This is a genomic window from Hypericibacter terrae (genome assembly GCF_008728855.1).
Classification (GTDB): Bacteria; Pseudomonadota; Alphaproteobacteria; order Dongiales; family Dongiaceae; genus Hypericibacter; species Hypericibacter terrae.
The window spans coordinates 3,141,667-3,155,000 of record NZ_CP042906.1 but is presented as its reverse complement, the minus strand read 5'-3'; the positions used below and the strand labels follow the sequence as shown (position 1 = coordinate 3,155,000).

The following is a 13,334-nucleotide window of genomic DNA, read 5'->3' as shown; positions in this document are numbered from 1 at the left end:
GCACTGGATGGGCTAGGGGGAGCGATCCTTACCAAACCTAACCAAACTCCGAATACCGGCGAGTATCGTCCGACAGACAGGCTGTGGGTGCTAAGGTCCATGGCCGAGAGGGAAACAGCCCAGACCACCAGCTAAGGTCCCCAAATCGTGGCTAAGTGGGAAAGGATGTGGGAAGGCCAAGACAACCAGGAGGTTGGCTTAGAAGCAGCCATCCTTTAAAGAAAGCGTAATAGCTCACTGGTCTAGACAAGCCGTCCTGCGCCGAAAATGTAACGGGGCTAAAGCCACGTACCGAAGCTGTGGATGTGCATGCAAATGCACGTGGTAGCGGAGCGTTCCGTAAGCCTGTGAAGGGGTCTCGCGAGGGGTCCTGGAGGCACCGGAAGTGAGAATGCTGACATGAGTAGCGACAAACAGTGTGAGAGACACTGTCGCCGAAAGTCCAAGGGTTCCTGCGCAAGGTTAATCCGCGCAGGGTGAGCCGGTCCCTAAGGCGAGGCCGAAAGGCGTAGTCGATGGGAATCAGGTTAATATTCCTGAGCCTGCTGGATGTGACGAACGTCGTAAGTTGTGAGGGCTTACTGGATTGCCCTTGCCGTGAAGACGTTCCAGGAAACAACGCCAGCGTGAGACCGTACCCGAAACCGACACAGGTGGACTGGTAGAGCATACCAAGGCGCTTGAGAGAATGATGTTGAAGGAACTCGGCAAATTGCCCTCGTAACTTCGGAAGAAGAGGGCCCTTGTCTTGGGCAACCAGGATGAGGGGGCACAGAGCAGGGGGTGGCGACTGTTTACCAAAAACACAGGGCTCTGCGAAGCCAACAGGCGACGTATAGGGTCTGACGCCTGCCCGGTGCCGGAAGGTTAAGAGGAGGGGTGCAAGCTCTGAATCGAAGCCCCGGTAAACGGCGGCCGTAACTATAACGGTCCTAAGGTAGCGAAATTCCTTGTCGGGTAAGTTCCGACCTGCACGAATGGCGTAACGACTTCCCCGCTGTCTCCAACATCAACTCAGCGAAATTGAATTCCCCGTGAAGATGCGGGGTACCCGCGGTTAGACGGAAAGACCCCATGCACCTTTACTACAGCTTTGCAGTGGTATTAGGGGATGGATGTGTAGGATAGGTGGGAGCCTATGAAGCGGTGGCGCTAGCCATCGTGGAGGCAACCTTGAAATACCGCCCTTCTGTTCTCTGATCTCTAACTGAGGCGTCTGAAGCGACGCCCAGGACCCTGCATGGCGGGTAGTTTGACTGGGGCGGTCGCCTCCCAAAGAGTAACGGAGGCGCGCGATGGTGGGCTCAGGCTGGTCGGAAATCAGCCGCTGAGTGCAATGGCACAAGCCCGCCTGACTGCGAGACAGACAAGTCGAGCAGAGACGAAAGTCGGCCATAGTGATCCGGTGGTTCCACGTGGACGGGCCATCGCTCAACGGATAAAAGGTACGCTGGGGATAACAGGCTGATGACTCCCAAGAGTCCATATCGACGGAGTCGTTTGGCACCTCGATGTCGGCTCATCACATCCTGGGGCTGGAGCAGGTCCCAAGGGTATGGCTGTTCGCCATTTAAAGTGGTACGTGAGCTGGGTTCAGAACGTCGTGAGACAGTTCGGTCCCTATCTGCCGTGGGTGTTGGAGATTTGCGAGGCGCTGTCCCTAGTACGAGAGGACCGGGATGGACGCACCTCTGGTGTACCGGTTGTCGCGCCAGCGGCACCGCCGGGTAGCTATGTGCGGACGAGATAACCGCTGAAGGCATCTAAGCGGGAAACTCACCTCAAAACCAGATCTCCCTGAAGAGCCGTGGAAGACCACCACGTCGATAGGCCAGGTGTGGAAGCGCAGCAATGCGTGGAGCTAACTGGTACTAATCGCTCGTTCGGCTTGATCGCTCAAAGCTTAAGACCTTGCAAGAACACGCAAGTCAAAGCTCGAGACCAACAGCTCTCCCGTCACATTCAAATATCCCAAACTTCGCTTCGATGACCTGGTGGTCATGGCGAGGGGCCCAACACCCGATCCCATCCCGAACTCGGCCGTGAAAACCCTCAGCGCCGATGGTACTACGTCTCAAGACGTGGAAGAGTAGGTCGCCGCCAGGTCTTCCAAGCGAAGACAGATACGCAGTCCGATCCCAATCACAAACACAACAACCTATCCGTTCGTGAGAACCCGATCGACGACATCCGGAAGCCTACCTCCGGACCCGATCGCTCATCTCCCGAACGACACGACACCAACGCGGAGTGGAGCAGCCCCCTCCGCCAGAGGCGGACAAACAGAATACCAACCGGGCTAAAACCCGGCCCAAAAGTTAGACGCGGGGTGGAGCAGCCCCCTCCGCCGGAGGCGGACAACCAGAATACCAACCGGGCTAAAACCCGGCCCAAAAGTTAGACGCGGGGTGGAGCAGCCCGGTAGCTCGTCAGGCTCATAACCTGAAGGTCATAGGTTCAAATCCTATCCCCGCAACCAACATCAAAGCCCCGACGCGAAAGCGCCGGGGCTTTTTGCATTCGAGGGCCGCATGGCCGACGACACATTCCGATTGGACCTTTCCGACCAGGACGCAGAGTTCATTCGCGAGACCCTCGAAGGGTTTATCGAATCTTCTGGCCACTATGCTCGAACGGTGATCGAGATCCGAATGGGCACAGCGATGCGCCGCAAACTGGGGATCGAGGGAGCGCGTTGTTCCTTCAGGGGCATTCCGATCGCCCTGGTCGATCTTGGCGCCGAAGGTACGATCGAGGTCGTACTGGGGCTCACGCATTGACTGCGACGGCGAAGGCCTGATGGGGGACCTTTATTGACGCTCTGCTCGTGTAATATTATCGAGAGCCGGAGGCTGCGGATGGGGCGATTCCGCGCTGACGGCGCTGGGGAAACAGGGGGAATCGATGTCGCTGCTGCTGGCTTTTGCGCCATTCATCGTGTTCGCGATCGTCGACCGGCTGGTCGGGTCGACGGAAGGCCTGTTTGCCGCCGCCGCCGTATCGGCGGGGATCCTGCTGCGGCACTGGCTAACGCCCAACCGCTCTCCGAAGGTGCTCGAGATCGGCACCTTCATCCTGTTCGGCGGCTTGGCGCTCTACAGCCTGCTGGCCCATCCCGCCTGGTCGGTCTTCGGTGTTCGTCTTTGCGTCGATGGCGGCCTCATGCTGATCGTGCTGATCACGATCGCCATCCGCCGGCCCTTCACGCTGCAATATGCACGCGAGACGGTCGCCAAGGAGTTCTGGGACAGCCCCGGCTTCCTCCGCACCAACTACGTCATCACCGGCGCCTGGGCGGTGGCCTTCCTGATCATGGTCGTCGCCGACGTGATCCTTGTGTATATGCCCGAATGGCCGCCTCGGATCGGCATCATCGCGACGATCGTGGCGCTCGTCGGTGCGGTGAAATTCACCGGCTGGTATCCGGAGCATCGCCGCGCCATGGCGAGCCGATCCGCCTGAACTTTCGGAAACTTTCCTCGCTGTGCTGCCCGGCCTAGACTTACGGACAAGGCCGGTTCTCCGGCCGATCGCAGGCAACCAGGAGAGGTCCCGATGGGAAGCCAGGTCGAACTCAAAGCCGCCGACGGTTTCAAGCTCGCGGGATATCGCGCCGAGCCGGCCGGTGCCTCCAAGGGCGGCCTTGTGGTCATCCAGGAGATCTTCGGGGTCAACCACCATATCCGCAGCGTGACCGACCGCTTCGCCGCCCAGGGCTATACCGCGCTCGCGCCGGCGCTGTTCGACCGCACGGAGCGCGGCATCGATATCGGCTATGACGAGGCCGCGATGAATCGCGGCGTCAAGCTGCGCGCGGCGATCAAGCTCGAGGACACGTTGCTCGACGTCGCCGCGGCGATCCAGGCGCTCAAGGGCGCGGGCAAGATCGCCGTCGTCGGCTATTGCTGGGGCGGCTCGCTGGCCTTCCTCTCAGCCACCCGTCTCTCGGGGCTGGCCTGCACGGTGGGCTATTATGGCGGCATGATCGCGGCCCATGCCAAGGAGAAGCCGAAGGTCCCGGTGATGTTGCATTTCGGCGAGCACGACCATGGCATTCCGATGAGCGACGTCGAGAAGATCAAGGCGGCGCGGCCGGAGGTGAAGATCTTCACCTATGACGCTGGCCATGGCTTCAGCTGCGACGAGCGCGCCAGCTTCGACAAGGCCAGCCACGAGAAGGCGCTGGGCCGTACCCTCGCTTTCTTCAAGGAACATCTCGGCGCTTAGGCTCCTCGGGCCGGGAAGCGCGCGCCATTTCGGTCGCGGTCGCCGTCGCGTAGGATGGCGCGATGCGCAAGCGTTTCGTCTTCAGGCGTGAGGATCGGCCGGGAGCGGCCTGGCTGGCCCGCTTCGCCGCCGGGCGCCATGAGGCCGAGCGCTGGTATCTCGGGGAGGGCCTGTCGGATCCGCCGAGCGCCGACGAATGCCGGGCGGCGCTCGGCACCCATATGCCCGAGCTGATCCCGCATTACGACCGGGTCTGCACTCTGGTCGGGGACGACGATCTGGCCCACCGCATGCTCAGCCAATATCGCCCGCCGCCGCTCTCCAGCGGCTGCAGCCAGGCGGTCTGGCTCGGGGACGACGGGCCCGCCCTGGTGCGCAATTACGATTTTCCGCTCGACATCGTTTCGGACGGGTTCGAAGCCACCGCATGGTCGGGACGCGAGGTCATCGCCAAGGCCCAGCGGCCCTGGGGCGGCTGCCTCGACGGCATGAATGAAGAGGGGCTGGTGGCGAGCCTGACCTTTGGCGGCCGTCCCGCCCAGGGCCGAGGATTTTCGATCATCCTGATGCTGCGCTATGTGCTCGAAACCTGCAGCAGGGTCGACGAGGCCGTCGCGGCGCTGAGCCGGATTCCGGTGGCGATGTCGCAGAACGTGATGCTGCTCGACCGGGCGGGGGCCCATGCGACCCTGTTCCTCGGTCCGGATCGTGAACCCGCGCTGTCGCGAGCCCGGGTCTGCACCAATCATCAAGAGGAGGCTGTCGCCGCCGGCATGGTCGCGGCCGGCCGCTCCGTCGAGCGAGCGGAGGTCCTGCGGGCGGTCCTGGATGATCCGTCCACGACTCTTGGGAGCCTGGCCGCGCGGTTCTTCGAGCCGCCGCTCTATTCGCGATTCGTCGGCTTCACCACCGCTTACACCGCAGTCTATCGGCCGGCCGAGGGCCGGGTCGATTATCTCTGGCCCGGAAAGCACTGGACCCAGCACATCGGCAGCTTCGAGGCCGGCGAATACACGCACGATTACGGCAATCTCATCCCCTAGTCGCCGGCTCGCCTCCGGCGAGCCGGCGCTCCCGGAGGCGAGGGGGATCGGATCAAGCCGCCGACTGCGAAGGAATCAGCGCGGCACGCAGCGGAAGGTGATGGTCTTGGTACCGTTGGTTTCGGTGTTGATCGTCGTCACCGCGCGCTGTCCGCCGCTGTTCGCGCAATAGAGATCGGCGCTCTGGGTCACGCCCAGCAGGTCCTGGTCGGTGTTGTAGTTGTAGGGATAATTCGGATTGTAGATCTGGCTCGATGCCATGTTGGTCGGCATCGCCACGCACTGGAACACCGCGGTCTTGCTGCCGTCGGACTCAGTATCGATCCGCGCCGTCTGCGCGGTGGAGTGATACTGGCTGCAATAGGCCATCGCCTTGTCGTTCGCCTGCACCAGTTCTTCATCCCCGCGATATTTGTAGGTGACGCTGGGGTTGGTTGCCTGAGTCTGCGTGGGCGCCGAATGCTGCGGCGCGCAGGCCGCCACCAACAATACGGCCAGGATGGGAGCCAGCCGCGCGGCTTTGGATCTGAGGGCTGAAAATGTGGTGATCATCTGGGTTTCCTCGGATTGATTGCGGGATCGTGGGGATCCCCGGCGTTACGAGTGACGGCAGCAAGCCGTCACCCATGAGGGGATCACGGCTCGCGCCTCAGGCCCGCGAACTGCGCCAAGGGACAATCGAACAACTAACGGCTGGGACCCCAACCGGTTCCCTGAGCGGCCGAGCAGGGGCGATCTGACTTCTTGATGCGGGGAAAAGAGGGCGTCAGAGTGATGATGGCCCGGCCCAGACGAGGGGAGGTCGCGTTGAAATCAGAGTTCGAGGTGTCGGCCTTGCGGATTCGGCGCGCGCAGCCGTCCGACGCGCGAAGCCTTGCGGCATTGATCGAGATCGCCGGTGACGGCATCCCGGGCTATCTCTGGGCGCAGATGGCCAGGCCTGGCGAGACGCCGCTCGATGTCGGCGAGCAGCGTGCCCGGCGCGAGGAAGGCGGCTTTTCCTATCGCCACGCGACGGTCGCCGAGATCGGGGATCACGTTGCCGGTATGATCCTGGCCTATCGTCTGCCGGACATCAGCGACGAGGATCGCAGCAGCCTGGCGGAGCTGCCGGAATTTTTGCGGCCCTTCGTCGAGCTCGAGTTCGAAGTTCCCGGCAGCTTCTACATCAATGCGCTGGCGGTTCACGAACCCTATCGGTCCCGGGGGATTGGTGCACGGCTCCTGCGCAAGGCCGAGGGCCAGGCGATCGAGGCAGGATGCCACCAGATGAGCGTGCAGCATTTCCTGCTGAATCCCCGCGCGGGGGCCTTTTATCGACGGTATGGCTTCCGCCCGTTCGGCGAGCGGACCCTGATGCCCCATCCGGCTCACCCGCAGGAGGATCGGTCGATCCTCCTCGTTCGCGACCTCTGAGGGCAGATCTGCCGCCATCCGTGCAACCCGCCGCGGTGCCTGCTCTTACGGCACGGCTTCTCGAAGGGGGCCTGCGGGCTACTTCGCCGGAGGCGGGGGCTTAAGGCGTGTGCTCGTCCGCGCTCTTGGTGATGGCATCCCCGGTCTTGGAGATATCCTCGCCCGCACCGGCGGTGGCGTGGCAGGCGCCGAGAAGCAGGGCGGCGCCAAAGAGGGCCATCAGCGCGAAGGCCAGGAATGTGGTTTTGGTGAACATGGCGATTTCCTATCGCTGGACGATTTCGAGACGAGCGGTGACGGCAGCTAGATCCTGCCCATGACCACGAGGACGACGACGATGACGAGCAGAATGCCCAGCCCGCCGCTCGGGTAGTAACCCCAGTTCGAGCTGTGAGACCATGTCGGCAAGGCGCCGATCAGGAAAAGCACCAGGACGATGAGGAGGATGGTGCCGAGACTCATGATTTAATTCCTATTGCGGGCGAGGTGAACGGCCCCGGCCACGCGGCCCGTATGCCAGTCTCACATTTCCCATGATGATCGGCTTTTGTCGTTGATGTCCGGAAAGCGTCGCGTACCGAGGGCGGTACCTGGCGCGTCTGGCTGAATGACCGACCGGCATCAGTTCAGACATCAGAAGAAGCAAGGATAGAGTAGCCGAAAGAGCGACGGCCCCGACAGAGTCGGAATCTACCCAGTGGCGGCAGGCTATCGGAGCATGATTCGGGGGAGCCGGGTGAGGTCGATCGCGACCGGGTTGCCCTCGCGCTCGCTGGAAAGGCAGTCCAGCGTCTGCGCGATTTCCCCAAAGGTCACATCGGAGGCGACGCTGAACGACACCACCGCGTCGTTATAGACAAATCTCAGGCGATGGTCGGGAGCACGATCGATGAAGCGGCGCGGCATGGGAGTCTCCATGGATTGGGCCAGGAGCCCGGGACAGCTCTGCCAAGGTTTGGATTGCAGGATGCTCGCCAATGACGACGTGCGACAGACTCGGGATTCACTTATCGGCGGAGCGCGGCGATATCGTCATTGCGGAGGCGCCTTGCTGATGCCGGTCCTCGGGATCGTTCTTGGCGGCGGCCAGCGCCAGACGGGCCAGCGCAGGGAGCGATTTTGAGCCGGTCTTCTTCATGATCGAAGCGCGATGGTTCTCGACCGTGCGCTGGCTGATGCCGAGATCCACGGCGATGTTCTTGCTGGACTCGCCGGCCAGAACGAGGTCCATGATCTCTCGTTGGCGCGGCGTCAACGTGGCGAGATGGTTGACCGCGGACTGCTTCCAGGCGAGCAGCTTGCTCGAATCGCGCGACTGCTCGAGGGCGCGTTCGACACTGGCCAGCAATTCGCTGCGGCCGACTGGTTTTTCGATGAAATCGGAGGCGCCAGCCTTCATGGCCTGAACCGCGATCGATACGTCGCTGTTGCCGGTGATCATGACCGCCGGCAAGCGATGACCCGACTCGGCCAGATGTCGCAGCAACTGCAATCCGTCCATTCCCGAGAGGTAGGCGTCGATCAGGAGGCAGGCCTCGCGACCGGGACGGTAGGCTTCGAGAAAGGCCTCGCAGCTCTCGTAATCCTCGACCTGGCGGCCATCCTGCTCGAGCACGCCGCGAATGCTCTCCCGCACATGGCGGTCGTCGTCGACCACATAGATGATGGGTGGTCCGCCCGCGCCGGCTGCTTCGCCGGATTGCAGGCTGCGGAACTGCGCCGCCGGCGGGTGGACCGGGAGCAGGCGCTGCATGAGCTGAGTCAGCTCCTTCGCCTTCACGGGCTTGTTGAGCTGGACGCAGTTCTGCTGGGCGATACTGCGCAAGGTCGCGGTCGATATGTCGCCGGTCAGGACGACCACAGGAATGGTGCGATGAAGCTTTTCCCGCAGTTTCGCGCTGACCTCGAGTCCGTTCATGCCGTGCGGGAGGTTGTAGTCGGCGAGGAGAAGATCGGGCCGCAGGGTCCCACGGGCGACCATATCCATGGCGGCGAAACCATCGGGTGCCGTCGCAGTACGATGCCCTTCCTCCGTCAAGAGATGTTCGAGAAGTCCGCGGACTTCGGGGTCGTCTTCGACAATGAGGATTGTGCCCGTGCGGCCCGCGGATTCCGCGGTTCCCTCGTTGGTCCGGTCTCGCCGTTGTTCTTGACGTTCGGCCGCGCCGTCTGGGATCAGCTTTACTTCGATGGAGAAGACGGAACCCTTGCCGAGAATCGAACGCACCTCCGTGCGATGGTCCAGCAAGCTGCCGAGACGGTTCACGATCGACAAGCCGAGGCCGAGGCCGCGGGTTGGCCCGTGCGCGTCATTGTCGAGTTGATGATACTCCTCGAAAATCGCCTGAAGCTCCTCTTCGGGGATGCCGACGCCGGTATCCCAGACTTCGATACGGAGGTTGCCGTTGTGACGACGGCAGCCCAGCAGCACCTTCCCGTGCTTGGTGTATTTCAAGGCATTGGAGAGAAGATTACGGAGCATCTGCTCGAGCAGACGCGGATCGCTTCGTACCAACTGACCACAGGAGACCACATGCAGGGAAAGGCCCTGCGCCTCGGCATGGTAGGCGAACTCGTCGCGCAAGCGGTTCAGAAGGTCGTCGATCGGGAAAGTAACCATGTCGGCGCGAACGGTGCCGGCCTCGATCTGGTTGATATCGAGCAATGTATTCAGCATCCCAGACATGGCAGCCAGGGTCTGGTCGAGCCGCGCGACCAGCTTCTGCGCGGCCTCTCCTTCGACCAGCTTCGCCATCAAGCCCTGGAGCAGAGCGAGCGTCTGTAGCGGCTGACGGAGATCGTGGCTCGCGGCGGCGAGGAAGCGGGACTTGGCGGCATTGGCCAGCTTGGCCTGCCGTTCGGCCTCCTCCAAGGCCTGGGCTGCATGTTTTCGCTCGGTGACATCGGCAAAGGTGATGACGACGCCTTCCACATCGTTGTTCTGGGTTCGATAAGGGAGGATCCGCCGCGCGTACCAGGAGCCGTTCTGCGCTTCGATCTCCCGGGCGATCGGTTCGAGGGTTCGGAGAACCTCTCTGGCATCGGCCAGCAGCGCGTCATTGGCGGCGAGCGAATTGAGGTCGGCCAGCGGCCGGCCGACGTCACCCGGGATGACATTGAACAAATGACGGGTGGCCGGCGTGAAGAAGCGGATGTTGAGCTGCTTATCCAGGAACAAGGTCGCGACGTCGGTGCTGTAGAGGACGTTCTGCAGATCGTTGGACGTGGTGCGTTGGCGCTCCAGTGTCTCCTGAAGCTGGCTGTTGAGCGCGGTCAATTCCTCGTTCAGCGACTGCAATTCCTCCTTGGAGGTCAGGAGCTCCTCGTTTGTCGATTGAAACTCCTCGTTGACGGAGAGTGCTTCTTCGTTAATCGCCTTCTGGTCTTCGTTCGAGAGCTCGAGATTGCGAATGGCGCCCTGGAGTTCCGTTCTGGTGGCCTCGAGTTCCCGCTCCAGCTCGGCGATCCGCGGCAAGTCGCGCGGCTTGGCAAACTCGCCGCGCTTCTCGACATGTGCCGGTTCGTCGACGAAGCAGATCAGCAACAGCTGTTCCCCTTCGCTCAGAATCGGCTGGACGTCGATATTGAACGCGATCTCGTGACCATCATGGGTCAACCGGCCGCCGGGAACGACAATACGGGTGCCTTCATGGCTGGTCCGCTGGATCGCCGACCGCAGCTTGGTGCGCATGTCGGGGCGCGCCATCGCCAGCAGATCCTGCGTGGGATGCCCGGGCGGCACGCGCAGATAACGGTCGGTCGGCCCGAGGGAGTAGAGACACTCCTGCTTCTGGTTGACCAGGACCGCAGCTGGCGCATAGGTCTCGATCACCAGGCGCCGGCACAGCTCGGCGAGAGCGGGCTGACGCGCGGGCAACGCGCTCTGTCCGGGGCGGTGAGGAATTCGCAGCGGATCGCCGGCAGTCATCGGGAAATCCAGGTCGCCGGGCCGGCGCCGGCCGACAAATCGGAAGATTCTCTCCGGCTTCGAGACGATCTCGAAGCGGCCCTCGACGTCTCCGAGCGTTTCCGAGCTGCCCAGGACGAGAATACCACCCTCGCGCAGGGCGAATTGAAACAGCGCGATGACCTTGGCCTGGGCCTCTGCGCCCAAGTAGATCAACAGATTTCGACAGGAGATCAGATCGAGCCGCGAGAACGGCGGATCGGCCAGGATGTCCTGGACCGCGAAGACCACCGCGGAGCGTAGATTGGGAACGACCCGGTAGCCACCTTCTTCCTTCGTGAAGAAACGGGCCAGCCTGGCCGGCGATATATCCGCTTGGATGGCTTCGGGGTAAAGACCCTCGCGACCCTTGGCAACGGCGTCCGGATCGACATCCGAAGCAAAGATCTGCAGCTTGACGTTCCGTTTCGACGCCGCGATCTGTTCGAGAAAGAGCATGCCGATGGAGTAGGTCTCTTCGCCCGTGCTGCAGCCCGCGATCCAGATGCGAAGGGGATGATCGAGTGAGCGATTGGCGACCAGGTCGGGAATGACCTTTGCCTCCAGGAACTCGAACACCTTCGGATCGCGGAAGAAGCTGGTGACGTTGATGAGCAGATCCTTGGCCAGGAGGTCCAGCTCGCGACCGTCGGTCTGCAGGACATCCAGATACCGATCCATTTCGACGGGCTCCATGGCGACCATCGCCATCCGCCGTTCGATCCGACGCTGCAGAGTGCCAGGCTTGTAGAGCCTGAAATCATGTGCGGTCCTGGTCCGCAGAAGATCGATGATCTCCGGCAACCGGTCGGCTTTGTCCTTCGAAGGTGAACCGTTCTGAGTGCGCTTTCGCATTTGCCTTTGGCTGTGTTCCATCAGGGCCTCCGGAACCTCCGCGATCGGAAGCACAAGGTCGACCACTCCCGTCATGATCGCGCTCCGCGGCATCCCGTCATAACCCGCATCCTTCGGGTCCTGCGCGATGACGAAGCCTCCGTTCTCCTTGACAGCCTTCAGGCCGCGGCTGCCGTCGGCGCCGGTACCCGAGAGCACCACGGCGACCGCGCGCCGACCGTACTCCGCGGCCAGGGAGTGCAACAGGAAATCGAAGGGCAGGCGCGCGCCGTGGCGGGCCTGGGGCTGTGAGAGATGCAACACGCCGTTGCCGACGGACAGATAGGTCCCCGGCGGAATGAGATAGAGATGCTCGCGTTCGACCGGCATTCCCTCCGCCGCTTGCCGCACGGTCATCGAGGTGTGGCCGGCCAGCAGCTCCGCCATCATGCTTTCATGGCTCGGATCGAGATGCTGAACGAGAATGAATGCCATGCCGGTCTTGGCCGGCATCTCGCTCAGGAGTTTCCGGCAGGCATCGAGGCCTCCCGCGGAAGCGCCCAACCCGACGATCAGGAACTTGGCGGATTCGGTTGCAGACGCGCGCGGGGACGCGGGGCGCCCGCCCGATCGGGGCCGGGCCATTTTAGCTTTGTGAGGACGGCCTTCCGCCATAGGGGATTGTCCTCAAAAGGTTATCGCCACACCAGGACGATGGGATCAAACAATAGCATGGTTCCTCACCTTTCGCGATGCCGGGCATGGAGGGGCGCAACGCCAGGTTAGGTCCGCTGTCCTGGTTGCCTCAGGGGATGGCCCACCCAACTGAGTAGTTTCCGAGGCTGCTCTTGGCGATCGAAGCCGGGTTAGCGTTCGGTACCACGAGTTTCGCTGGAATCGTTCCGGCGTGCTGAGGCCCCACGGGGCGGCCGTCCTTGGGCGTCTCCTCCTAGACTTGAGTCCCTGGCCCCCGTGGCCAGGGCCTTCATTCCGGTGAATCACGTGAGATCGCGGCTTCCTGCTAGGGATTGCTGCGACCCGTCCCGTGACTGGCCACAACGGTCCCCCCCTTGCTGGCCGGTCACGGGACACCTTCGCCTTCGCCGCCTCCTCGATTCTCCAGCCGATCTTCGCGCTTCAAACTTCAACGCAGCGCCGAATTCGGCGTCTGGGAGCGGGAACATCAAACCTGCCAGAACCCTGAGATCCGACCATGCAACCGATGCGCATCCTACCCTTCGACAACGTCTGGGCGCAGTCGATCGTCCTTCTGAACAAGCAGCTTGCGGCGGCAATCGACCTACAACTCTGGCTGATCGAAATGCTTCACTTCACGGCAACGCTCAAAGCCGCGCATTCCCAGACGCGAGCCCGTATGCGTCACGAACAGGGTGCGACCGTCCCCGCACTCTCGCGCGCCATCGAGATGCCAGGTCACCGAAGCACCGGCTGTTCCGCGTCCTGTGATCTGAACGATCGCATCGGAAACTGGGTCAATGAGGGAGGCGCAGGAGGGGAAGTGAACCGCTGACGCCTGCGGAACCTGACGCCGGACAATGACGTTCGAATCCTGCGCCAGCCCAGGGGCCAGCGCCGTCGAGCTTCCGTCCGCCGATGGGGATTCGCCCTGCGGCGATAATCCAGGCGGCTCCGGGATCGAGGAGGCGTATGATCAAGGCGATGTTACATCCCAGGTTTGCCTCGATCCGACCCTCCTGCTGTTGCTCCGACCTTCCGGCCGCTCTTTGAAGGAGAGTGCCAGACTCAGGTTCAGCGCAGCGAGCACCAGAACGGAACAACGGGCGGCAGGCGTGATGGGGCCTTTCGCAGCCGCCGCCCTTGGTGCGGGCCGTCACCGTCGCGGCCTG

Annotated in this window: 11 protein-coding genes, 1 tRNA gene and 2 rRNA genes (1 of these 14 running past the window's edge); 9 read left to right on the top strand and 5 right to left on the bottom strand. The window is 62.4% G+C overall.

Going from position 1 to position 13,334, the window contains the following annotated elements:
* The 7 genes from FRZ44_RS14330 to FRZ44_RS14300 form a co-directional block, all read left to right on the top strand.
* A 23S ribosomal RNA gene (locus tag FRZ44_RS14330) occupies positions 1-1,896 on the top strand; it begins 849 nt to the left of the window's first position.
* Positions 1,897-1,990: 94 nt separating this feature from the next.
* Positions 1,991-2,106, top strand: a 5S ribosomal RNA gene (rrf, locus tag FRZ44_RS14325).
* Positions 2,107-2,402: 296 nt separating this feature from the next.
* Positions 2,403-2,479, top strand: a tRNA-Met gene (locus FRZ44_RS14320).
* 52 nt (positions 2,480-2,531) lie between these two features.
* Positions 2,532-2,780, top strand: a complete 249-nt coding sequence (locus FRZ44_RS14315; RefSeq protein ID WP_151177832.1) for a hypothetical protein — start codon at positions 2,532-2,534, stop codon at positions 2,778-2,780.
* Between the two features lie 124 nt (positions 2,781-2,904).
* Complete coding sequence (locus FRZ44_RS14310) at positions 2,905-3,462, top strand: hypothetical protein (protein ID WP_151177831.1); 558 nt, start codon at positions 2,905-2,907, stop codon at positions 3,460-3,462.
* Between the two features lie 93 nt (positions 3,463-3,555).
* Positions 3,556-4,227 carry a dienelactone hydrolase family protein gene (locus FRZ44_RS14305; protein ID WP_151177830.1) on the top strand — a complete coding sequence of 224 codons (672 nt, stop codon included), beginning with the start codon at positions 3,556-3,558 and terminating at the stop codon, positions 4,225-4,227.
* A 62-nt stretch (positions 4,228-4,289) separates the two neighbouring features.
* A complete protein-coding gene (locus FRZ44_RS14300) occupies positions 4,290-5,270 on the top strand; it encodes a C45 family autoproteolytic acyltransferase/hydolase (RefSeq protein WP_151177829.1) in 981 nt (326 codons plus the stop codon).
* Between the two features lie 75 nt (positions 5,271-5,345).
* Here the strand turns inward: FRZ44_RS14300 and FRZ44_RS14295 are convergent, their stop codons facing one another.
* A complete protein-coding gene (locus FRZ44_RS14295) occupies positions 5,346-5,822 on the bottom strand; it encodes a hypothetical protein (RefSeq protein WP_151177828.1) in 477 nt (158 codons plus the stop codon).
* 255 nt (positions 5,823-6,077) lie between these two features.
* On the opposite strand from FRZ44_RS14295, the gene FRZ44_RS14290 reads away from it, so the two are divergent.
* The gene (locus FRZ44_RS14290; protein WP_191908109.1) at positions 6,078-6,686 is read left to right on the top strand and encodes a GNAT family N-acetyltransferase; all 609 of its coding nucleotides are present in this window, start codon (positions 6,078-6,080) and stop codon (positions 6,684-6,686) included.
* A 100-nt stretch (positions 6,687-6,786) separates the two neighbouring features.
* On the opposite strand, the gene FRZ44_RS14285 is transcribed toward FRZ44_RS14290, so the two are convergent.
* From FRZ44_RS14285 to FRZ44_RS14270, 4 genes are all read right to left on the bottom strand, one after another.
* Complete coding sequence (locus tag FRZ44_RS14285; protein WP_151177826.1) at positions 6,787-6,942, bottom strand: entericidin A/B family lipoprotein; 156 nt, start codon at positions 6,940-6,942, stop codon at positions 6,787-6,789.
* Positions 6,943-6,989: 47 nt separating this feature from the next.
* Entirely contained in the window at positions 6,990-7,148 is a 159-nt protein-coding gene (locus FRZ44_RS14280) for a DUF3309 family protein (RefSeq protein ID WP_151177825.1), read from the bottom strand.
* A gap of 246 nt (positions 7,149-7,394) precedes the next feature.
* On the bottom strand, positions 7,395-7,592 hold the full coding sequence (locus tag FRZ44_RS14275; RefSeq protein ID WP_151177824.1) for a hypothetical protein: 198 nt from the start codon (positions 7,590-7,592) through the stop codon (positions 7,395-7,397).
* 97 nt (positions 7,593-7,689) lie between these two features.
* Positions 7,690-11,979: a CheR family methyltransferase gene (locus FRZ44_RS14270; protein WP_407657981.1), complete on the bottom strand. Its 4,290-nt coding sequence runs from the start codon at positions 11,977-11,979 to the stop codon at positions 7,690-7,692.
* A 700-nt stretch (positions 11,980-12,679) separates the two neighbouring features.
* Between FRZ44_RS14270 and FRZ44_RS14265 the strand changes: the two genes are divergently transcribed.
* Positions 12,680-12,997, top strand: a complete 318-nt coding sequence (locus FRZ44_RS14265; protein ID WP_151177823.1) for a hypothetical protein — start codon at positions 12,680-12,682, stop codon at positions 12,995-12,997.
* Positions 12,998-13,334: the final 337 nt, after the last annotated feature.